The organism is Oscillospiraceae bacterium (assembly GCA_035380125.1).
GTDB lineage: Bacteria > Bacillota > Clostridia > Oscillospirales > JAKOTC01 > DAOPZJ01.
The window spans coordinates 1-21,921 of sequence record DAOSWV010000028.1; the positions used below are offsets into that span (position 1 = coordinate 1).

Annotated in this window: 19 protein-coding genes; 12 read left to right on the forward strand and 7 right to left on the reverse strand. The window is 54.1% G+C overall.

What is annotated here, in order from left to right:
* The 4 genes from PK629_10790 to PK629_10805 all read left to right on the forward strand — a co-directional run.
* The coding region (locus PK629_10790) for a tRNA 2-thiouridine(34) synthase MnmA (protein HOP11966.1) at window positions 1-268 on the forward strand (268 nt) is incomplete at its 5' end.
* A 292-nt stretch (window positions 269-560) separates the two neighbouring features.
* Window positions 561-1,646 (forward strand): uroporphyrinogen decarboxylase family protein, encoded by a 1,086-nt coding sequence (locus PK629_10795; GenBank protein ID HOP11967.1) that lies wholly within the window; start codon window positions 561-563, stop codon window positions 1,644-1,646.
* A gap of 229 nt (window positions 1,647-1,875) precedes the next feature.
* Window positions 1,876-2,790 carry an ABC transporter ATP-binding protein gene (locus tag PK629_10800; GenBank protein ID HOP11968.1) on the forward strand — a complete coding sequence of 305 codons (915 nt, stop codon included), beginning with the start codon at window positions 1,876-1,878 and terminating at the stop codon, window positions 2,788-2,790.
* Window positions 2,787-3,641, forward strand: a complete 855-nt coding sequence (locus PK629_10805) for an ABC transporter permease (GenBank protein ID HOP11969.1) — start codon at window positions 2,787-2,789, stop codon at window positions 3,639-3,641. The genes PK629_10800 and PK629_10805 overlap by 4 nt, the downstream gene beginning before the upstream one ends.
* A gap of 319 nt (window positions 3,642-3,960) precedes the next feature.
* On the opposite strand, the gene PK629_10810 is transcribed toward PK629_10805, so the two are convergent.
* Window positions 3,961-4,656, reverse strand: a complete 696-nt coding sequence (locus tag PK629_10810; protein ID HOP11970.1) for a hypothetical protein — start codon at window positions 4,654-4,656, stop codon at window positions 3,961-3,963.
* Window positions 4,653-5,957: a MurT ligase domain-containing protein gene (locus PK629_10815; GenBank protein HOP11971.1), complete on the reverse strand. Its 1,305-nt coding sequence runs from the start codon at window positions 5,955-5,957 to the stop codon at window positions 4,653-4,655. The genes PK629_10810 and PK629_10815 overlap by 4 nt, the downstream gene beginning before the upstream one ends.
* Window positions 5,958-6,213: 256 nt before the next feature.
* Between PK629_10815 and PK629_10820 the strand changes: the two genes are divergently transcribed.
* Window positions 6,214-6,774 carry a TetR/AcrR family transcriptional regulator gene (locus PK629_10820; protein HOP11972.1) on the forward strand — a complete coding sequence of 187 codons (561 nt, stop codon included), beginning with the start codon at window positions 6,214-6,216 and terminating at the stop codon, window positions 6,772-6,774.
* Between the two features lie 13 nt (window positions 6,775-6,787).
* The gene (locus PK629_10825; GenBank protein ID HOP11973.1) at window positions 6,788-6,985 is read left to right on the forward strand and encodes a hypothetical protein; all 198 of its coding nucleotides are present in this window, start codon (window positions 6,788-6,790) and stop codon (window positions 6,983-6,985) included.
* A 23-nt stretch (window positions 6,986-7,008) separates the two neighbouring features.
* Here PK629_10825 and mfd read toward each other — a convergent pair whose 3' ends face one another.
* From mfd to PK629_10850, 5 genes are all read right to left on the reverse strand, one after another.
* Window positions 7,009-10,455, reverse strand: a complete 3,447-nt coding sequence (gene mfd / locus PK629_10830; GenBank protein HOP11974.1) for a transcription-repair coupling factor — start codon at window positions 10,453-10,455, stop codon at window positions 7,009-7,011.
* On the reverse strand, window positions 10,452-11,066 hold the full coding sequence (gene pth / locus PK629_10835; protein ID HOP11975.1) for an aminoacyl-tRNA hydrolase: 615 nt from the start codon (window positions 11,064-11,066) through the stop codon (window positions 10,452-10,454). The genes mfd and pth overlap by 4 nt, the downstream gene beginning before the upstream one ends.
* Window positions 11,067-11,306: 240 nt before the next feature.
* Complete coding sequence (locus tag PK629_10840) at window positions 11,307-12,266, reverse strand: ribose-phosphate pyrophosphokinase (GenBank protein HOP11976.1); 960 nt, start codon at window positions 12,264-12,266, stop codon at window positions 11,307-11,309.
* A gap of 20 nt (window positions 12,267-12,286) precedes the next feature.
* Window positions 12,287-12,955 (reverse strand): DapH/DapD/GlmU-related protein, encoded by a 669-nt coding sequence (locus PK629_10845; GenBank protein ID HOP11977.1) that lies wholly within the window; start codon window positions 12,953-12,955, stop codon window positions 12,287-12,289.
* 34 nt (window positions 12,956-12,989) lie between these two features.
* Entirely contained in the window at window positions 12,990-14,375 is a 1,386-nt protein-coding gene (locus tag PK629_10850) for a D-alanyl-D-alanine carboxypeptidase family protein (protein HOP11978.1), read from the reverse strand.
* A gap of 229 nt (window positions 14,376-14,604) precedes the next feature.
* Here PK629_10850 and PK629_10855 point away from each other — a divergent pair, with 229 nt between their 5' ends.
* The 6 genes from PK629_10855 (at window position 14,605) to PK629_10880 (ending at window position 21,831) form a co-directional block, all read left to right on the forward strand.
* Window positions 14,605-15,882 carry an O-acetylhomoserine aminocarboxypropyltransferase/cysteine synthase gene (locus PK629_10855; protein ID HOP11979.1) on the forward strand — a complete coding sequence of 426 codons (1,278 nt, stop codon included), beginning with the start codon at window positions 14,605-14,607 and terminating at the stop codon, window positions 15,880-15,882.
* Window positions 15,883-15,904: 22 nt separating this feature from the next.
* A complete protein-coding gene (locus PK629_10860) occupies window positions 15,905-16,603 on the forward strand; it encodes a hypothetical protein (GenBank protein ID HOP11980.1) in 699 nt (232 codons plus the stop codon).
* A 37-nt stretch (window positions 16,604-16,640) separates the two neighbouring features.
* Window positions 16,641-17,912, forward strand: a complete 1,272-nt coding sequence (rmuC, locus tag PK629_10865; protein ID HOP11981.1) for a DNA recombination protein RmuC — start codon at window positions 16,641-16,643, stop codon at window positions 17,910-17,912.
* Window positions 17,909-18,775, forward strand: coding sequence for a cysteine synthase family protein (locus PK629_10870; GenBank protein ID HOP11982.1), 867 nt, complete (start codon window positions 17,909-17,911; stop codon window positions 18,773-18,775). The genes rmuC and PK629_10870 overlap by 4 nt, the downstream gene beginning before the upstream one ends.
* A 334-nt stretch (window positions 18,776-19,109) precedes the next feature.
* Window positions 19,110-20,105, forward strand: a complete 996-nt coding sequence (locus PK629_10875) for a deoxyguanosinetriphosphate triphosphohydrolase (GenBank protein ID HOP11983.1) — start codon at window positions 19,110-19,112, stop codon at window positions 20,103-20,105.
* 268 nt (window positions 20,106-20,373) lie between these two features.
* Complete coding sequence (locus PK629_10880) at window positions 20,374-21,831, forward strand: sulfatase-like hydrolase/transferase (protein ID HOP11984.1); 1,458 nt, start codon at window positions 20,374-20,376, stop codon at window positions 21,829-21,831.
* Window positions 21,832-21,921: the final 90 nt, after the last annotated feature.

Here is a 21,921-nt window from a genome sequence, read left to right on the forward strand (position 1 = left end):
AATCGACCCCGAGACGCGGCGGGTCTTTTTGGCTTGGGGCGGGGATGAATATGCAAACGAGGCGGATTTATCCGATTGCATATGGCACAGAAATCCGGTGGCGGGAAAGGTCTACGGCGTAAAAATCCGCTCGGCGGCGAGAGCGGTCGGGGCGAAGATCGAGGAAAACCGGGTGATTTTCGAACAGCCCGCCAGAGCCGTTGCGCCCGGACAGAGCGCGGTGGTGTATGACAGCGATCTGGTCATCGGCGGCGGGAGATTGAAGTAATGGTCATTATTGTAGGGGCGAACTGTGTTCGCCCGTTGAATGAATACGTTCATTTCGGGGGTTTTCATTACATAGATCACGGAATAAAGATGACGCCGCTTTTTTGGCGGGCGAACGCAGTTCGCCCCTACATATATCAACTTCAAACGGCTTTATGCCGTTTTTTTATTACATGAATTTTAACACGATTTGTTTGACAGGGGCATGGGCGGATGGTATCATATAAAAGATCGGGTTTGGACAATCTGTAAACCGAAATTTATCACTGCCTCTGCGAAAGGATGACCGTATTATGACGGAACTGACCGGAAAAGAACGCATTTCGCGTATTTTGAACCACCAACCGGTGGATCGGATCGGACTTTATGAACATTTTTGGGGCGATACCCAGAAAGAATGGATGACCAACCAGGGCTGCGGAGAGGATTTGACCAAGGAATTCAATTTCGATATGGTGGAACTCTGGGCCTTTAAAATGGTCGCCCGCGTTGATTTTGAGCCGGTCGTCATCAAAGAGGATGAGGACACTGTGACGAAGCTCGACGGCAACTGGGCGGTGCTGCGCCGCCATAAAAAACACGACTCCACGCCGGAGCATATCCGTTATGAGATCGACAGCCGCGAAAAATGGGAAGAAAAGATCAAGCCGCTGCTGCTCGACCGGTCGTTATTTGAAAAACGCATTAAATTCGAGGAATACCGCGCGGCGAAAAAATATGCCGCGGAGAACAATAAATTTTTCGTCTGGTCAGGCGTGAATGTATTCGAATGCATGCATCCGGTCGCGGGCCACGAGGAGATGCTGGCCGCAATGATCTACGACCCCGAATGGGTTGCCGATATGAGTAAGACCTTTTCGTGGCTGATTGTGGAATTGCAGAAGCTTTTATTTGAACGCGAAGGCAAACCCGACGCCATCTGGTTTTACGAGGATATGGGTTATAAAGGCGCGCCGTTTATGTCGCCGGCGATGTATGATCAATTCATCTACCCGTCGCATGAATACACTTTTAACTATGCCCATTCCATCGGGCTTCCGGTGATGGTGCATTCCTGCGGGTTCGTCGAGCCGCTGCTGCCGGGGATGATTAAAGCCGGGATGGATTTATTGCAGGCCATGGAAGTTAAAGCGGGAATGGATCTGCTGCGCATTTATCATAATTACGGAGACAAGATCGCACTGATGGGCGGTATCGACGCAAGGGCGCTCTGTTCCAACGACCGCGCCCAGATCGACGCCGAACTCGAGAAAAAGATTCCGACGGTCAAGGGCAAATACGGCTATGTGCTGCATACCGACCACTCGGTGCCGAAAACCGTCGATTTGGAGAATTATCGCTATTTCGTGAAAAAAGGGCTGGAACTCGGGACTTATTAAATTTCGGGGTTTAAATTTTAAAAAAGCAACTGCCGGTTGCCGAAATAATAAGCCGTGTTGGTGGTGTGCAACCCGAACGTTTGGTAATCTTTATTGGCGGCGGAAAACCCACGCCGGGGATTTGTCGAATGCAGATTCGACGATGTGTTTGGATAAGGGTATCGTCTTCAATTGTGTTTAATGCGGAGCGACGGGGGCGTCGCTCCCTACAAGGGAATGGGGGGAGATTGTGGAAAAGATCATTGAGGTCAAGGGGTTACATAAGTCATACGGAGAAGTTCATGCCGTCAAAGGCATCGATTTTTACGTCGAAAAGGGCAAGCTGTTTGCCTTTTTAGGACCCAACGGCGCGGGAAAATCCACGACTATTGATATCATCTGCACGTTTTTGAAGCAGGATGAGGGTACGGTGGTCGTCGACGGGCATACAGTCGGAAAAGACGACGCCGCCATCCGACACGAGATCGGCGCGGTGTTTCAAGACGGTCTGCTCGACCAACTGCTGACGATTGAAGAAAATCTGAAATGCCGGGGCGGGCTTTACGGGTTGAAAGGAAAAGAACTTGCGGCAGCAGTCAAGCATACTGCCGAGATCACCGGCGTCACAGAGTTGCTCAAACGGCCTTACGGCAAGCTCTCGGGCGGACAGCGCAGGCGCTGTGATATCGCCCGGGCATTGATTCACACACCGAAAATTTTATTTTTGGACGAGCCGACCACCGGTCTTGATCCGCAGACGCGTAAAAGCGTCTGGGAGACGGTCTCGAAGATTCAAAAAGAGAGCGGCATGACCGTTTTTATGACGACGCACTATATGGAGGAGGCCGCCGCTGCCGACTATGTGATTATCATCGATAACGGAGAAATTTCGGCAAAAGGCACGCCGGCGGAACTGAAAGAGAAATACTCCAAAGACCGGCTGATTCTGACCTGCAAAGACGTAAAAACGGTCGCCGAAAAGCTCGCGGAGATGGGCATAACCTATAAAATCACCGCAGACACCGTTGAGACGGAACTCTCAGCGACGATTGACGCGCTGCCGATTCTCGAGACCTGCCGGTATATGATTTCGGGGTTTGAGGTCATGAAAGGTACGCTGGACGACGCCTTTATCGCTGTCACCGGAAAGGAGATGAGGTCATGATCGGATTCGGCGTTCGAAATCTGAAAGTGTTTTTTAAAGACAAGGCCTCGGTGTTCTTTTCTTTATTGGCGGTGTTTATCATCATCGGGCTTTACGCGCTGTTTTTGGGCGACGTATGGGTCAACAGTTTAGGCAACGCGCCCGGCGCGGAGTTTTTGATGAACTCTTGGATTATGGCAGGGCTGCTCGCGGTCACCTCGGTCACGACGACGATGGGTGCGTTCGGCACAATGGTCGACGACAAATCCAAAAAGATCATCAAGGACTTCACCGTCTCGCCGATCAAAAACGGCAAGATCGTCGGCGGGTATATTTTCAGCTCGATTATCATCGGCATCATCATGAGTTTGGTCACGGTGGTGCTTGCCGAGGTCTATATCATCGTGAGCGGCGGTGAATTTATGGGATTTGAAGCGCTTTTAAAGGTGCTCGGGCTGGTCGTTTTAGCCACAACGACCAATGCGTCGATGGTATTGCTTCTGGTCTCGTTTTTTAAGAGTATCAATGCGTTTGCGACCGCAAGCACCGTCATCGGCACGCTGATCGGCTTTTTAACCGGCATCTATCTGCCCATCGGGCAGCTGCCCGAAGGTGTGCAATGGGTAGTCAAGTGTTTTCCGCCGTCCCATGCCGCGCTGCTATTTCGGCAGGTGATGATGGAGGCGCCGATGGCGGCTACCTTTGAGGGTGCGCCTGCGGAGACGATCGACAGTTTTGAGCAGCTGATGGGTGCGACGTTCAAATTCGGTGAGACCACGGTATCGGTAGCGACGAGCATTTTGATTTTAATCGGAAGCGCGGTCGTGTTTTACGGGCTGGCGCTATGGAACATCTCGAGGAAGAAGAGGTAGGATAAAACCACCCCGGCCTGCGGGCCACCCCTCCACAGAGGGGAATAGGAGAAGCGCGGTCGTGTTTTACGGGCTGGCGCTGTGGAATATATCTCGAGGAAGAAGAAGTAAAGGAACCACCCCGTCATGAACATCGTGGATGTTCATGCCACCCCTCCATAGAGGGGAATTTTAAAGGCCCCGAAAGGGGCCTTTTTACATGTAGGGGCGGATATTATCCGCCCGTCAAAATGGCAGAAAGTTTTCTGTAAAAGTTATATGTTTCCGAACTTCCTCATTTCTAATTGCGGTTATTTTCGCGGGCGGATGATATCCGCCCCTACAATGATAATTCCTTTGATATGCGCGCTGCGGCTTCGGTTTCAAGCGAATCATCATAGGGCGGGAGCGGTTCACCCGCAATCAGTGTCAGCATTCGCCGCAGAAGCTCCGGATTGCGTACCAACACCGGCCCGAGCAGTTCGGTGGCAAAGAAATTTTTCAGGCGCGCGCCGTCGGTTGTTTGATTATAAGTTTGTTTCCCGCTGCCGGTGATGCGGATAAACGGGGTTTCATAGTCGCCTTCGCGGGTGTCGGTGCTGTTTAAAAAGCCCGTGATCTCAAGCTCGCTGTCGGTCACACCGACCAGGTCGCGGATCGTGATTTTCTTTCCGAAGGTATGCCGTACCGGGAATAATCCGCAGCCCTTGATTTTTTCGCCGTCGTCCAGCACGAATTCTTCTCCGAACAGCGCCGGAGCGTTGCCGGTCGTCAGAAACACCACGCCCTTTTCGATTGCCTCAAAAAGGTTTTCACAGCGCGGTACCAGATCGAAGGCCGCGACAGCGAGATTTTTGGGCAGACCCGGCGAAATATAGACGAAATCGTATTGGGTCAGGTCAAACGGTTCGCCGACTGTGCGGTACTCCGCAGTCAGGTCGTATCCGGCGGCTTCAAGCCGCTTTTTGATGACGGTGAAATTGCCGCCGTCGCCGTAGAGATCGAGCAGGTCGTCGTAAAGCCGTAACAGTTTCATCTTCCCGCCGCCTCCATGATCGTTTTTGCGTCGTACAATTCCGTCAGAATGCACAGCGTCCCTTTGGTCTTGGCGACCGCCGCTTTGATGCCCGAATTGTCCGGCTCCACCAGCACCGTGTCCATGTCGAAACCCGCATATTTGAGCCGCACCGCGAGGTCATAAGCCCTTGGACCTGCACAGATGACGTTGCTGACATTACCCGTCAGCCGCTCAAACGCGATATCCCACAGCCAGGTGGTGTCGCGGTGATTGGTGTGGTTGATGTTATTGATATAGGCCACGACCGTCTTATCGCCCGGGATGCGCAGCACCTCGGAGATCGACAGGTCGAACGAGACCGGGTTTTGGTTTTTCGATAGGATCATAACGCCATCACGTTCACCGATTTTGAATCGGTCGATGCGGGTTTTATTGGTCTTGATACCGTTCAGGGCGGCAATAACCTGATCGAACGGCAAACCGGCTTCGGTACAGACGGCTGCGGCTGCGTTCAGGTTCATAAATCCGTAGGCCGTCGGAGCCTCAAGTTTTACATTAATGCCGTTGATTTTAGCCGTGCCTTTTTCGAGGTCGGGATCGGTCAGCAGATATTCCGGAACCGGTGCGGTGAAGCCGCAGTTGTCGCAGTGGTATTTTCCGATATGGTTATGCAGATAGAAGTCATAAGAGAGCCGGTGCTTGCAGACCGGGCAGACCTTGCAGTCACGGGTGATCGAGAGCGGCTCTTTACTGGTAATTCCGCTTTCGTCACAGCCGAAGTACACCTTGCGGCAGTCCTTGCCGAGGCGGACGCTGATCGGGTCCATGGCATTCAGAATCAAGGTCATCTCGGGGGTGATGATGCCATTCAAAATATCAAAAATAAAATCGACGTTGTTGTTGCGGGTGATCTGGTCGCGGAACAGGTTGGTGACCAGCATATAATCCGGTTTGAAGTCGGCGAAAATCAGCCGAGACCAACGCTCGTCGGTTTCGAGCACCAAAAAGTCGCAGTTGATTTGCCCGCGTAAGTTGGACGCCTTGAGCAAGACAGTGGCAACCCCGCCGATCATGTTGGAGCCGATCGGATTGGTTTTGACGGTCTTGCCGCAGGCGGTCAGCGTCTGGGCGATCATGCCGGCGGTCGTGGTTTTACCGTTGCTGCCGGTGACTGCGATGATTTTACCGTTGCGTTTAAATTTTCCGAGCAATTTCGGGCAGAGTTTCAAAGCGACTCGACCGGGCAGGTCGCTGCCGCGTCCGATTAAGCCCAATAAAAAAGCGCCGATTTTTCCGATGAGAATGGCGAGTGTGAACAAGGTTTGACCTCCCCGGGAAATCAATTCCCGACTATTGTACCACCGCCCGATTTTTTACGCAAGGTGGTGGATTTACATCAAAGAGTTTTATTAATTCTTTATAACCCTATGCAATCAGAATGAAAAGAAAGAAAATTAAAAAATTTTTAATTTAGGTATTGACAAAGCAAGGAAACTATATTATACTGAACATGTTCAAAACAGATACGGATGGCGTTCAACTGCAGAGGAACCCACCGTAGGACAGGAGGTTGTTATGAACAACGATCAAGAGGCAAAGACCAGAATTTTAAAAGCAGCGCAGGAGATTCTTGCGCAGACCGATGACATCGACAAAGTTACGATCCGCCAAATCGCCGAGCGCGCAGAAGTGGGCATCGGGCTGATTAATTATCATTTTCAATCGAAGGATAATTTGATGAGCATGGCAATCGGAGACGTCATGACTCATATGGCCGGGGATTTCGCCGTTTCGAGTGATTCTGGGCAGCCGGTTCAAAAGCTCAAAACGATGCTGAAAGCGCTTTGCGATTACGCGGTTGGGTATGAAAAACTGCTGCAGTTTGCTGTATCACACAGTCTGCAAAACGGCGATACCAAAGCGCAGCTTCTTTTGGTACCTGTGCTGAGAGAGATCTTCGGCGGAAAGAAAGATGAGATGCAGCTGCGAGTTCTTGCCCTGCAGATACTGCTGCCGCTTCAGGCACCGATTCTGTGTCCGTCGGAATTTCGCATCTACTGCGGTGTCGATCTGTTCGATGAAGCTCAGCGAAACAACTATATCGACACATTGGTAGACAACATCATCAAAATTTAAGGAGAGTTTTAAAATGAAAGTTATTTCAATTATCACCGCAATTATCACAAGTCTGCTGCTCTTTTCCACACTGATGTGCGGTCTGTGGATTAAGGTAGGAAAAGCAACCGACGTGAGTTCGATGAATTTTCATTCCAATATCGGAATCGCATCGGTCGCCTTTGGTATCTTGAGCGTCGTGCTTTTGTTTGTGCTCGCACTGAAACAGTAGGCGGATTGTTCGAGGAGAAGGTTTCAGTCCAATTTGGAACCGGATAAAAATTCGAGCACACGGGCGGTCAATACCGCCGGGTCGTCTTTGAGCAGTTTGACGTAGATATGCGGCCTCGCGCCGTTGGCGTTCATCATCACGCGGCCCCGCAGTTTCTTGGTGAGTTCCGGCAGGCAGGAGCGCTCGGGATTGGCCATATAAAACACCAGACCGTCGCCGCGCTTGGAAAGTTCCGTGACCCCGCAAGCTGTGGCGCGGTTGCGCAGACGGGCCACTTCGAGCAGACGCGAGACTTGAACCGGCGGTTCGCCGAAACGGTCGCGCAGTTCGGCCAGCACTTCGGCTTCGGCGTTCTTGTTGCCGGCAGCGGCAATTTTGCGGTAGATATCCAGCCGTTGACCGGGTTCTTTGATGTAAGCAGGGGGGATATAGGCGTCGACGGGCAGGTCGATGAGGCAGGGCGGATTCTGCGCCGCCGGTTTTTCGCCCTTGGCTTCGGCGACCGCCTCCGCAAGGAGTTTGAGGTACATATCATAACCGACAGAGGCCATGTGGCCGTGCTGACGCGCACCCAATAAATCGCCCGCGCCGCGGATCTCCATATCGCGGACGGCGATGGCGTAACCCGCTCCGAACTCGGTGAACTCGTTGATGGCCTCGAGGCGTTTCTGGGCGACTTCGGAAAGGGCTTTTTCGGGGCGGTAGGTCAGATAGGCGTAGGCACGGCGGGAACTGCGTCCCACGCGGCCCCGGATTTGATGCAGCTGGGAAAGCCCCATTTTGTCGGCGTTTTCGATAATCAGGGTATTGACGTTGGGCAGATCGATACCGGCCTCGATGATGGTCGTGCAGACCAAGACGTCGATTTCGCCCTCCATCATCCGCCGCCAGATGCCCGAGAGCTCCTCTTTATCCATCTGGCCGTGGGCGCAGACGATGCGCGCCTCGGGAATCAGCGTTTGCAGTTTTGCGCCGACATAGGCGATGTCCTCGATTCGGTTGTGCAGCCAATAGGCTTGGCCCCCGCGCCGCAGTTCGCGCCGGATGGCGTCGGACAGCATATGCAGGTCGTATTCGGCGACGAAGGTGCGCACCGGGTGGCGGTCGATCGGGGCTTCATCGATCATCGACATATCCCGAATGCCGCTGATGGCCATGTTCATGGTGCGGGGAATAGGGGTTGCCGACAGCGTCAGCACATCGACTTCGGGGAATTTGGTTTTAAGCGTCTCTTTTTGCGCGACGCCGAAGCGCTGTTCCTCATCGACCACGATCAGGCCGAGGTCTTTGAAAGCGATATCCTTTTGCAATATTTTATGGGTGCCGACGACGACATCAATACCGCCGGTACGGAGTTTGGCTTTGGTTGCGGAGGCCTGTTTGGGCGTAACAAAGCGAGACAGCAAGCCCATTTCGATGCCAAAACCGCTCATGCGGCGCAAAAGCGTCTCGTAATGCTGCCATGCTAAAATCGTGGTCGGGGCCAGAATCGCGGCCTGTCTGCCGTCCATGACGCACTTGAACACGGCGCGCAGGGCGACTTCGGTCTTGCCGAAGCCGACGTCTCCGCACAGAAGCCGATCCATCGGGATCGGTTTTTCCATGTCTGCTTTGATCTCTTCGACGCAGCGCAATTGGTCGGCGGTCTCGTCGTATTCGAAACGCTGTTCGAATTCCTCCTGCCAAGGGGTATCGGGTGCAAACGCATGGCCCTGAACGCTCTGACGTTTGGAATAGAGCGCAATCAATTCGTCGGCCATATCGCGGACGGCGGCTTTGACCTTACTGCGGGTACGCTGCCATTCGGCGCTGCCGAGTTTATTGAGTTTGACCTGACCGTCGTTGTCGGGGCCGATGTATTTTGAGAGCATATCCAGCTGGGTGACGGGCAGGTAGAGCACGTCGGTGCCGGAATAGGAGATTTTCAAATAATCCTTGGTCGCACCCGCCGCCGTGATGGTCTCGACGCCGTTATAAAGGCCGATGCCGTGCGCCTGATGGACGACATAGCTGCCGGGTTTGAGCTCGGAGATTGATCCGATGGCGTTGGCGCGTTTGACCGTGGTCTTGACGGTTCGGGGCGGGGTTGAGGTCAGCAGCGAAAATTTGAGTTTGGGCAGTTCGAAGCCGCCGGACAGTGCACCAATCGCGACATGGGTCGTATCGCCTTGAAACGGTTCGGCGAGGTCATATAAAAGGCAGGGTCTGCCGGAATTGGTCAGGTCATCGATCAGGGCCTTGGCGGCGCGCTTGGTCGGAACCAGAATCAGCGGCGTGAAACCGCCTTCTGAAACATCGGAAAGCCACTCGTTCAGGGTGTCGGGCGAACCGTTCCAGACGGCGTTAGAGCGGCAGTCGAAGGCGACAATATCCTGTACGCGGTCGGACAGCGCGGTTTTGGCGAAGTTGTCGAAAAACAGGCCGCCGCTTTCGCTGACGCGTTGGAATAACACTTCAATGCTCTCGTAAAACTCGTCGGCGCCTTTGGCGCAGAAACCCTCTTCAAGCGCGGAGGTCAATTCGCCGAGCCACCGCTTTTCAAAGCCGTTTCCGGCCTCGGCGGTGCGCGCGAAATCGGACACAGCGCAGACCGGATCTTTCAGATAATCAAAGATTGTGGCGGGCTTTTTATGAATTAAGTTATAATAGCGGTCATAGTTGATGCGACGCCCCTCGCGCAGGGCGGCGAGATCGGACTCGGTTTTATTGCGGTAGTCGCCCGCGTTTTTGGTGTGCAGACCGGAACAGAACGACTCGAGGTCCTTGATAAATTGCTCGGGATCATCGGGGAAAATCTCGTTGGCGGGGACGATGTGGATTCGTTCGGCTTTGGAGGTACGGCGTTGGCTGTCGGCGTCGAAAAAGGCCATGCGCTCGATCTCGTCGCCGAAAAACTCGATGCGCAGCGGATTTTCGCTGTTCGACGGATAGACGTCGGCGATACCACCGCGCAGGCAGAACTGCCCCTTGGCTTCGACCGGATCGACGCGGACATATCCGGCTTTGACAAGGCGCTGCGCAAGGTCGTTGGGGGCAATCGTCATGCCGGTTTTGAGTTCGATCAGGCGGCTTGCCAGCACGTCGGGCGGGACCGTATGGCGGGTAAAGGCCTCGGCGGTGCCGATCACGGCTTTTGCCTTTTTGCAGCGGACGGCATCGAGCACACCCAACGCCTCGCGTTCGTATTCGTGCGAACTGACGCCCGAGGCGGTCAGAATCAATTCGCGGGCGGGTAATACAAAAACGTCGTCCATAAACTGGCGCAGGTCGACGGCGAATTTTTCGGCTTCACCCTCCGACGGGCAGACAACGAGTGCCGGGCGATCCAGTTCTTCACAGGTTGCCGCCAGCACCGCAGTGCGAAAAGACGGCGTGCAGCCGGTGATTGCGCACGCCTTGTGTTTTGCCGCCGATTCCCGAATCCGAACGATGCCCGACAGCCCCGAGAGATGTTGTAAAAACCCTTTCATTTGCCTTCTTTGTCGTTGTCAAAGCGGTGGTTGTATTCCGCCTTTGCCTTTTCCGGATCGCCCGCGACGATCATTTCAATACAGCCGTAAACGTCGTCAAATAACCCTTCAATCGCCTTTTTATCCGCATCCGAGAGTGTTTGAAGGACATAGTCGTACAGCGGCATCTCCTTGATGGTTTTGGCGCCGATACCGATTTTGATGTGCTGAAAATCCCAGTCGCCGATGTTGGTGATGATGCTGGTAAGGCCGTTGTGTCCGCCGTCGCTGCCGCCGGTCTTGAGTTTGAACCGTCCAGGCTCAAGTGTGATATCGTCGTGCATCACAATCACATTTTTGACCGGGATGCGGTAAAAATTGCAGGCATCGCGTACGGCAAGGCCGCTGTTGTTCATAAAGGTGTGCGGCTTTTGCAGATAGCATTTTTTGTTGCCGAATTTCACCTCGGCCCATTCGGACTGGAATTTCTTTTTAAAACGCGCGTTTTGTTTATGCGCGATAAAATCGGCAGCCATAAATCCTGCGTTGTGGCGGGTACCGGAATACTGGCCTCCGGGGTTGCCGAGACCGACGATTAAAAAAATATCCGGTTTTTTTGAAAAGAGGCCCAAGTGAAAAACTCCTTGCGGAACGGTCAAGACCGTTCCCTACAGTTTTATTATATCGAAAGGGGGGACACGCCGAGGGCGGAAACGCGGCTACGAAGCGAGTGGGCCGCAGATTTTAACGCGCGGATTGATAGCGGGTTCTACCCGCCGTGATTACGAAGCGATAAAATTTGCAGATTCTACCTCGCGTATTGTGAGCGGGCGCTGCCCGCCGGAACGGCTGATAGCCGTTCCCTACATTGTTTAATCGAATAACGGGGAAACCGGACGGTCGTTGTAGATGCGCAGGATGGCTTCGGCAAATACCGGTGCAATCGGCAGGACGGTGATTTTTTCATTCATTTTCTCCGGACCGACCGGAACGGTGTCGAGTACAACGATCTCTTTGAGCGGACTGGCCGCGATACGCTCAAGTGCTTGTCCGGAGAGTACGCCGTGTGTGGCACAGGCACAAACTTCCGCCGCGCCGCCCCTTTCGAGGATGGCCTTGGCCGCGTTACACAGCGTTCCGGCGGTATCAATCATGTCGTCAACGATAATGACCTTTTTATCCCTGACGTCGCCGATGATGTTCATCACTTCGCAGACATTGGCCATCTGACGGCGTTTGTCGACAATAGCCAGCGGGGCGCCGATGCGTTCGGCAAACTGCCTTGCGCGGGTGACAGAGCCCAGATCCGGTGAGACCACCACGACGTCGCAGATATCCTGTTCGTGGATTTTTTTGAAATAGGGTGCTAACAGCGGAACGCCTAACAGATGATCGAGCGGAATATTGAAAAACCCCTGAATCTGAGGTGCGTGCAGGTCCATTGTGAGGATGCGGTTTGCGCCGGCTGCGGTGATCAGGTCGGCCACGAGTTTGGCCGAAATCGGGTCGCGTGCATGGGCTTTGCGGTCCTGCCGGGCATAACCAAAATAGGGAATGACCGCCGTGATGCGGGCTGCCGACGCGCGTTTGAACGCGTCTATCATGATCAGAAGTTCCATCAGGTTGTTGTTGACCGGATTGCAGGTCGACTGAATGACAAAAACATCCGAGCCGCGTACCGTCTCTTTGATCGAGACCGAGATCTCACCGTCCGAAAACGTCCCCACTTCGGCTTTTCCGACTTCGGTGCCGAGATGGCGGGCAATCTGGGAGGCGACCTCCGGGGTGGAATTTCCGCAGAAAATCTTGATATCCTTTCCGTGTACCAGCATGTTTCACATTCCTCCGTTATTCATTTTCTGTTAAAAAACCTGTCTGACCAGCCCTCCTTGATATTGGGGCGTTCACGGCCGATGGCCAGCGAGCCCTCCGGAACGTCGCGGTCAATATTGGAACCGGCGGCGATATATGCGTTATTGCCGATTTTGACCGGGGATATGATGTTTGTGTTACAGCCGATAAAAGCATTATCGCCGATGGTCGAGCGGTATTTTTGTTTACCGTCGTAATTGGCGGTTACAACGCCGCAGCCGAAATTGACATCTTCGCCTACGTCGCAGTCGCCGACATAACAAAGGTGCGCCAAAGAAGTACCGTCTCCGATGGCGGAATTTTTGATCTCGACATACGCCCCGATCTTGACGTTTTTGCCAATCTTGCAGTCGGGACGTACATGGGCGTAAGGTCCGATATGGCTGCCGTCGTCAATTTCGGAATGATAGCACTGCGAGGAGTTGATCCGAACGCCGACGCCGATCCTGCATGCAACAAGCATGGTGTTGGGGCCCAGAATACAGCCGCCGCCGATGACCGAAGCGCCTTCCACAACGGTGCCGGGATAAATCACGACACCCGGAGAAAGAATGGCCTCCTCGGAAATTACCACGCCGTCGCGGCTGACAAAGGTGACGCCTTCCCTTTCGAGCTTATCCAGTTGTTTTGTGCGTTGCTTTTGATCCATAATGCTCCTTATAATGGGCTTAGTGCCCTTCAATTCAGCGGAAAATGTTGCGGTTGCGCGAACGCGGACGTTTGGACCGTTTGCTCGGGGCGGAATACCGGGATTTCTTTCTACGGTTATAGACGATATTTAAAATGATGTAGCCGGCGATCAAAATCGCCAATACGCAGGCGATGATAATCATAATGTCGGAGGAGAAGAAGTTTCCGATCTGAGCCAGTATGTAGGAGAGTTCGTTTCGTGAGACTGAGGTGGCGGCGACGAGCTGAACCGTTCCGAGGGATTTGTCGCCGATCAGCAGCTCGGCAGTACCAAGAATCGTACCGGCCTCGACCGGAGCGTCTACGGTTTTGGTTTTAAGCTCATCGTCGAATTTGACGATAATGGAGCTGATATCTGCGTTTTTGGGAACCATGGTCACGAATTCCGCAGACGGGACGAGTCCGATCTCATCCACGCCGTCGCCGTAGTTGACCGGAATGCTCTTGACTACGGTGGTCTCGGTGAGCAGTGTTTGAAGTGCATACGTCGAGAATAACCATTCATAAAGCGTCTTGGTTGTTTTGAACGCGCCGTATCGGTCAACAGAGCCGTCCGATGAAGTCAGGGTGGATTTTAATAAGACGATGATATAGCGCTGCCCGTTTTTTTCGGCAAGAGAGGCAAGACAGGGACCGGCAGGTGTCGTGAAGCCGGTTTTGATGCCGCGGACAGGTTCGTAATAGAGCGATCCGCCGAGGTTATAGCTGAGCATCATGTTGGTGGTGACGATGGTACGGGCGGCGTGTTTGTTGGTCGCCGGGATTGTATAGCGGGTAGAATTGACGATCTCGTTGAACACCGGGTATTTCATGGCCTCTTTGATCATCAGATAGATGTCGTATGCGCAGGAATAGTGGTTATCGTCGTGCAGGCCGTGCGGGTTGGTAAAATGGGTATTGATGCAGCCGAGTTGGGTAGCTTTTTCATTCATCTGCTGCACAAAAGCGTCAACGCTGCCGCTGGTCGTTGCGGCGGCCAATAGTGCCGCGTCGCCGTCGCTGGCAAGCAGCATGGCATACAGCATTTGGCGCATCGTGATCTCTTCGCCGACGGCCAGATTCAACACGGCGCTGCCGGTGCCTTGAATCATCGTGAGCAGTTCGTTGGTCATGGTGCCGACGGTGCCGTCGAGGTCTTTGACGTTTTCGAGGATGACGATAGCCGACATGATTTTGGTCAATGAGGCCGGATAGAGCCGCTCCTCGCCGTTTTTATCGTACATAACGAGGTCGGTATCCTCATTGACGATGTAGACACCCTCGGCCTGCGGCTCCTCGTTGGGGGCATAGACCCCCTCTGCGGAAGCCGAAAATAGAAAAGTCCCCGAGAGGACCAATAACATAACGAATATGGCGGCGGCGCGCTTGAATTTGCGCAAGACCCCTCACCTCCTGTTGAATATCGCCTCGCGAAATGTTATAATGTACCCGTATTTAATCTCTTTTCGGATGTAAACGGCTTTTACGATTTAATTATACCAAAACTCGACGTAAAAGAAAAGGGTAATTTGCAAATTTTTTATACTTGGTAATGTTTATGTAAAGGATCATTGATAAGAGTCGAACCGGGGAACACGCCCGGTTTTTGTGAAAGGATGAGCAATACATATGAAAAACCCGGGTTTTGACACGATTGCGGTTCACGGGGGATATGACCCGAAAGAGCACAATTTTTGCATGACCCCGCCGATTTACCAGACCAATGCCTATGATTTCGGTACCACCGATCGGGCTGCGGCGCTGTTCGGGCTGCAAGAGGACGGCGACATCTATTCGCGCATTTCCAACCCGACTGTCCGGATTTTTGAGGACCGTATGACACTGCTCGAGGGCGGTGCGGCGGCGGTTGCGTTTTCGTCGGGACACAACGCCATCTTTTCGCTGGTCGCCAATCTCTGTGAGAGCGGGGACGAGATTGTGGCGGCGCGTAAAATCTACGGCGGCGCGGTCAATATGCTCGGTCAGACCTTCGGGCAATTCGGCGTCAGAACCAATTTTATCGATGGGGACAACCTGCTGGCTTGGGAGGAATCCATCACCGACCGTACGAAACTGTTTTTCTTTGAAACGGTCAGCAATCCCGGCGCGGCGGTTGCCGAAATCGGACCGATTTGCGAGATCGCGCACCGGCATGGCGTGCTCGTTGTGGTCGACTCCACCTTTACGACGCCTTACTTATGCCGCCCGTTTGAATTCGGCGCGGATATTGTCGTCCATTCGGCGACGAAATATATCTGCGGGCACGGCAATGCGATGGGCGGAATTGTCATTGAGAGCGGGAAGTTCGATTATCTGAATAACCCGCGTTATCGGCAGTTTGCAGAGCCGGACGCGTCTTATCACGGCGTGGTGTTCGCCAAAGATTTTGCCGATGCGCCGTTCTGCGCACGGCTGCGCAGCAAATATCTGCGCGATATCGGCGGCTGTATGGCCGCGAACACCGCGTATTTGATGCTGCTCGGGCTTGAGACATTGTCGCTGCGCATGAAAAAGCACTGCGAAAACGGTGAGATTATCGCGGAATATCTGCTCGAACATCCGAAAGTGAAAAGCGTGAGTTACCCGGCACTGTCCGGATCGAAATACCAACGGGTCTGCAAAAAATATCTGCCGAACGGATGCGGCGCGGTGTTCACCTGTGAACTCGGCGGCGACCGTGATCAATGCGCCGAATTCATGGACAGGCTCAAGGTTTTCGCCAACGTCTCCAACGTCTGTGACAGCCGGTCGATGGTCAACCACTCGGCTTCGACTACCCATGCGCAGCTCAGCGCAAAACAACTGGCAGCCGCCGGCATCAGCGAGGGTACGATTCGGTTTTCCATCGGCATTGAGGACCCTGACGATCTTGTGGCCGATCTCGAACAGGCGCTCTCGGTTTTATAAGAGCGTGTGAAAGGGTGACATTATGATTTTCGCAACCGGCGACATGCATGGGGATTATAAAAAGCTCAAAACGTCCTGCAAACATCTGAAAAAAGGCGATACTCTGCTGATTGCGGGGGATTTCGGCTTCGTCTGGAAAGGCGATAAGGCAGAGGAAAAACTTCTGAAAAAGATCGGGAAGAGCAAGTTCGACATCTGTTTTGTCGACGGCGCAAACGAGAATCATGACCTGCTGATGCAATATCCGATGAACGAGTACCAAGGTGGTGAAGCGGCGGTCATCAGCGGAAACCTGCGGTGGCTGAAACGCGGCAGCGTCTTTGAAATTGAGGGTAAAAAGATTTTCGCTTTCGGCGGCGCTAAGAGCGACGACATCGAGAGCAAGCAAAAATGCGGTAACTGGTTTGCCGCCGAACTGCCCGGGGAGGACGAATTCGCGTACGGGCGCGAAAATCTCGAGAAAACCGGCTGGCAGGTCGATTATATTCTGACGCACCAGCCCTCGGCGGCGATGCTGGCCTCGATGGAAGCGGGCTACGTCGATTGCGACAATCTACAGATTTATCTCGATGAGATCGGGAAAAAGACCAAATATACGCTGTGGGTGTTCGGGCGGCTGCACCGCGACCGCAAGATCACCTATAAGTCCACCGCCGTATTCAAGGAGGTCGTGGCGTTGAACCCGCCGCCTTTGAAGATGCGCGAAAAGATTGAAAAATAGATTTTTCAATTAATCTGCGGAAGGAATTGCTATAATCATGACAACCGGACAACTGTTCATTTTGATCGGAACCAATCTCGCGGGGATACTCGTCGCCGCGCTGATGATTTTTTCGTTTGTGCGCACAAACAGTGAAAAACAGCAAAAAATGCTGGCGGACGAGCTGTCGCGTAACCGCACCGAGAATACCGCCGCGATGCGCGCCGGGATGGAGGGCGTGACGGGTGCGCTGATGCAGTCGCAGCGGGCGGCTTCGGATATCCAGGACAAACGCCTGATCGAGCTGACACAACAGTTAAAAAACAGTCAGGATGCGCTGCAGAAAGCCGTCAACGAATCACTGCTGCGCATGGACGACCGGATGAAGCTCCTCTCCGACCGCAACGAACAAAAGCTTGAACAAATGCGGCAGACCGTCGATGAAAAACTGCAGAAGACGCTGGAGGAGCGGCTGGGACAGTCGTTCAAACTGGTCAGCGAGCGGCTTGAACAGGTCAGCAAGGGACTCGGTGAGATGCAGTCGCTGGCCAGCGGTGTCGGCGATCTGAAAAAGGTGCTTTCCAACGTCAAGACACGCGGCGTTTTGGGCGAAGTCCAACTGGGCGCGATCATCGACGATTTTCTGACGCAGGATCAATACGAACGCGAGGTCACCACCAAGCCGGACAGCCGCGACCACGTCGAATTTGCGGTCAAACTGCCCGCAGACGACGGTTCGCCGATCTGGCTGCCGATCGACTCCAAATTCCCGGGCGACACCTATGCCGCGTTGTGCGACGCCTATGAGACCGGCGACAAGGCGGTTGTTGATGCGGCCGCCAAGCAGCTGATCAACACCATAAAAGCCGAAGCCAAGGATATTCGGGACAAATACGTCTGCCCGCCGCATACCACCGATTACGGCATTTTATTTCTGCCGTTCGAGGGCTTATACGCTGAGGCGGTTAAGCAGGGCATGATTGAAATTTTACAGCGGGACTACCGCGTGATGATTGCGGGACCCAGCACAATGGCGGCGCTGCTGAACAGCTTGCAGATGGCGTTTCGTTCGTTTGCGATTCAAAAGCGCAGCGGCGACGTGTGGAAGGTGCTCGGTGCGGTCAAAACCGAATTCGAGAAGTTTGCGGACGTGTTGGAAAACACCCGCACGCGCCTGCGGCAAGCCGACAGCGAACTGGAAAAACTCGTCGGGACGCGCACCAACGTCATGCGGCAGAAACTGCGCAGCGTCGAACAGCTTGACGGCGTCGATGCGGTTCAGGTGTTGGGACTGGAGACCCCGGACGAGAGTGAAACGGAGGAAGAATGATGGACGTTTCAAAACTGATCGGAAACACACCGATTGTCGAGATCGAATACAACGGCAGAACGCTTTTATGCAAGCTTGAAAAATACAACATGACCGGCAGCGTCAAGGACCGTCCGGCGCTCGGGATGATTTTGGCCGCGCAAAAGGATGGAAAACTGGACGGCGGCAAAATTGTGGAACCAACTAGCGGCAACACCGGAATCGCGCTGGCGGCCATCGGCGCCGCGATGGGGTATGAGGTCACGCTGACCATGCCCGAGAGCATGTCGGTCGAACGGAGAAAAATGATCGCCGCCTATGGCGCAAAACTGGTTTTAACCCCCGCCGCAAGAGGCATGTCGGGTGCGATTGAAGCGGCCAAACAGCTCGAGGCCGAAGGCGCTTTTATGCCGATGCAGTTTGAAAATCCAGCCAATCCGGCCAGCCACCGTGCCACCGCGGAGGAGATTTTGCACGACGCCGGAAAAATCGACGCCTTTGTCGCGACCGTCGGTTCGGGCGGTACGTTTACCGGAACCGTACGGGTGCTGAAAGAACAACTGCCGAAACTGCTCTGTGTGGCGGTAGAACCCGCCGAGTCGGCGGTATTGTCCGGCGGACAGCCGGGACCGCATCGGATTCAGGGGATCGGCGCGGGATTTATCCCGAAAAATTACGATCCGACGCTGGCCGACCGTGTTGTCACGGTCAAAGGAGACGACGCGGTCGAAGCGATGAAAACGCTGGGGGCGAAATACGGCCTGTCGGTCGGGATTTCGTCCGGTGCGGCGTTTGAGGCGATGAAGCAGGTGGCCGATTCGCTGCCCGAGGGTTCCCGCATCTGCGGCATTTTCCCGGACGGCGGCGACCGGTACTTATCCTGAGTGTAAAGTTTTATGTCGTAGGGGCGAACTGTGTTCGCCCGCAAATCATGAGCCGATGTCATACGCGGCGGGCGAACAAAGTTCGCCCCTACATTGTGGCCGGCGGGCGAGCGCAGTTCGGCACCATTCCGACAAAGGAAAGGTGAAGTTTACAAGGGAGCGAAATTCGCACGTCGGACAACCGATGGCCATCCTTACGGGATGAATCCCTCCACCGTTTCACGGTCCCCCTCCCTTTAACAAGGGAGGCAAGAGGCCGGAAGCAAGAACCAGCGGGCGATTGCGAATCGCCCCTACACGAATATTGTATGACGGAACGAAAAGGGGCTAGGACATGACGATCAGAGAAGAACTGGAGCGGAAAGAACATCTGATTTTGGCGCCGAATGCCGCGTTTGCAGATGGCAGCAAGGGTCGGGTGCGGCCCGAAAAGCCCTGCGATTACCGCACGGATTTTCAACGGGACACCGACCGGATTGTGCACAGTTCCTCGTTTTCGCGCCTCAAACAGAAGACGCAGGTGTTTTTGTCCCCGCGCGGCGACCACTACACCACCCGCCTGACCCATACGATTCAAGTCGCGATGATCGCCCGCACCATGGCGCGCGCCATGTCGCTGAACGAGAATCTGACCGAAGCCATCGCCATGGGTCACGATGTTGGGCATACGCCGTTCGGGCATGCCGGCGAATGGGCGCTGAATGATTTATGCGAGGATGGTTTTAAGCATTACGAACACAGCGTTCGGGTGCTGCAATGCCTTGAAAAAGACGGCGAAGGGTTGAATCTGACCGCCGAAGTCATCGACGGGATCGTCAACCACACTACGGGAAAATGGTCGGACTGCCTCGAGGGGCGGCTGGTGCGGCTGGCCGACCGGATCGCTTACGTCAACCACGACATCGAGGATGCGGTGCGCGCCGAGATCATCAAGCAGACCGATGTGCCTGCCGAGATCCGCAATGTGCTCGGGCCAACTAAAAGCGCCCGCATCACAACACTGGTCGCGGGGGTCATCAAACACGGCGTTGATTGTGTCGATCCCGGCCCCGGCCCCGAACTGAGCCGATATTTTGATAAATTACACGAATTTATGTTTGAAAGGGTCTACAAGAATCCGGTGGCAAAGAGCGAGGAGAGCAAAGCCGAGGAGATGGTCAAGACCCTATATGCGTATTTTTATAAAAACCCCGCGGAACTCGCCAAACGCGCGCCGGTCGACCCCGAACATTTATCGCAGTCGGTTGCGGATTATATCGCGGGCATGACCGATCGCTATGCGGTGCATACTTTTGAGGAATTGTTTATCCCGCGCGGCTGGGGCCGCTAGCGGGTGAGAACCCGCGGTCAAACGCGAAGCAGAATCTGCGTTCACGTCGTTTCGTAGCCGCGCTTCCGACCTCGGTTCAGATTTCATAAAATGTAGGGAACGGCTATCAGCCGTTCCGTGGTGAGACACCGGTCTCAAACGTTCCGGCAGGATGTCGGATTCAAACGCGTTAGGAAATCTGTTTAACATAAGCGTGGTAGCCGCGTTTCCGACTTTGTGCGGATTTTAAATGAATAAACCGAAAAATCAAAAAAGCGGAGGAGGAATTATGAAAAAACCGAATGTACTGTTTCTGCTGGCGGACGATCAGCGGTTTGATACGCTGGCGGCGCTTGGCAATCCCGATATTCACACCCCGAATCTCGATCGGCTTGCAAGAATGGGGACAAATTTTACACATGCGCACATCATGGGCGGTACCAGCGGCGCGGTCTGTATGCCCAGCCGGGCAATGCTGCACACCGGGAAAACCGTTTTTCACCTGGATCGGTGCGGACAGGAGATTCCCGAAAACCACACGCTGATGGGCGAATGGTTTCAAAAGCACGGCTACAGAACCATCGGCGTCGGGAAATGGCACAACGGCACCTCCTCTTATGCCCGCAGTTTTACCGACGGCGGCAATATCTTTTTCGGCGGCATGAACGACCATTGGAACGTGCCGGTCTGCGATTTTCATGCGGACGGCGTCTATCCGGAGATTGAACCTTATGAATCCCGATTCCATCTCGGGATGCCGTTATTTAAAAACAATGCACGCAAGGACCGCATCGGGGACAAGCACTCCACCGACCTGTTTACCGATCTGATGGAGGAGAAGCTGTCCCAAGAGAGCGACAAGCCGTTTTTCGGCTATGTGGCTTTTATGGCGCCCCACGATCCCCGCACGATGCCCGAAAAATACCGGAAACTCTATGAAGCGGACGGTCTGCGGCTCACCGATAATATCATGCCCTGCCATCCGTTTGACGACGGTGACATGGTTTTGCGCGACGAGACGCTCGCGCCGTGGCCGCGTACACCCCAACTGGTGCGGCGGCATCTGGCCGAATATTATGCCATGATCTCCCACATTGACGACCGTGTGGGTCGGCTGCTTGATCTTCTGGAACAACGGGGTCTCCTCGAAAATACGATTATCGTCTATTCCGGCGACAACGGGTTGGCGATCGGGCAGCACGGATTATTCGGCAAGCAGTCGGTCTATGACCACAGCGTTCGTGTGCCGTTGATTTTAGCCGGACCGGGGATTCCCGCAGGGCAGAAATCGGATGCTTTATGCTATTTATCCGACTGTTTCCCGACGCTGTGCGACCTGTGCGGGCTTGAAATTCCGGAAACCGTGGAGACCAAGAGCTTTGCGCCGGTGCTTCGCGGAGAAAAAAGTGTGCGCGACGATTTATGCTGCGCCTATAAAAATTATGCGCGGTCGGTACGGTACGGCGAATATAAACTCATCGAATGGTATCGGGATGAATCGGCAAATCCGATCAAATGGCCGCTGACTGCCAACTGTCCCGAGGGTGTGGGAACAGGCCCCACCGTGCCGCTCGACGGAAAAGGCACCCGCAAGACGATGTTATTCCGGATTGAAGAAGATCCGGACGAGCTGAATAATTTGGCGGATGACCCGAAATATGCCGCCGAACTCGCCGATCTGCGCACTCGGCTGAAACGGTGGCAAAAGGAAGTTGACGACGGGATACAAACGGATGATCAACGGTAAGGCTATAGAAGACCGGGACGATGTCTGACGGGCGCCACACGGGGCCGCCCCTACGGATTATCGTAAAAATAATTGCCTTTTTTGAAAATT

Bases quoted from the DNA above. Each gene is read 5' to 3' on its own strand.
- PK629_10845 (HOP11977.1), bottom strand. From the start codon at position 12,955: ATGGATCAAAAGCAACGCACAAAACAACTGGATAAGCTCGAAAGGGAA.
- PK629_10860 (HOP11980.1), top strand. From the start codon at position 15,905: ATGATTTTCGCAACCGGCGACATGCATGGGGATTATAAAAAGCTCAAA.
- PK629_10855 (HOP11979.1), top strand. From the start codon at position 14,605: ATGAAAAACCCGGGTTTTGACACGATTGCGGTTCACGGGGGATATGAC.
- PK629_10820 (HOP11972.1), top strand. From the start codon at position 6,214: ATGAACAACGATCAAGAGGCAAAGACCAGAATTTTAAAAGCAGCGCAG.
- PK629_10875 (HOP11983.1), top strand. From the start codon at position 19,110: ATGACGATCAGAGAAGAACTGGAGCGGAAAGAACATCTGATTTTGGCG.
- PK629_10870 (HOP11982.1), top strand. From the start codon at position 17,909: ATGATGGACGTTTCAAAACTGATCGGAAACACACCGATTGTCGAGATC.
- PK629_10805 (HOP11969.1), top strand. From the start codon at position 2,787: ATGATCGGATTCGGCGTTCGAAATCTGAAAGTGTTTTTTAAAGACAAG.
- PK629_10840 (HOP11976.1), bottom strand. From the start codon at position 12,266: ATGCTGGTACACGGAAAGGATATCAAGATTTTCTGCGGAAATTCCACC.
- PK629_10795 (HOP11967.1), top strand. From the start codon at position 561: ATGACGGAACTGACCGGAAAAGAACGCATTTCGCGTATTTTGAACCAC.
- rmuC (HOP11981.1), top strand. From the start codon at position 16,641: ATGACAACCGGACAACTGTTCATTTTGATCGGAACCAATCTCGCGGGG.
- mfd (HOP11974.1), bottom strand. From the start codon at position 10,455: ATGAAAGGGTTTTTACAACATCTCTCGGGGCTGTCGGGCATCGTTCGG.
- PK629_10825 (HOP11973.1), top strand. From the start codon at position 6,788: ATGAAAGTTATTTCAATTATCACCGCAATTATCACAAGTCTGCTGCTC.
- PK629_10810 (HOP11970.1), bottom strand. From the start codon at position 4,656: ATGAAACTGTTACGGCTTTACGACGACCTGCTCGATCTCTACGGCGAC.
- PK629_10880 (HOP11984.1), top strand. From the start codon at position 20,374: ATGAAAAAACCGAATGTACTGTTTCTGCTGGCGGACGATCAGCGGTTT.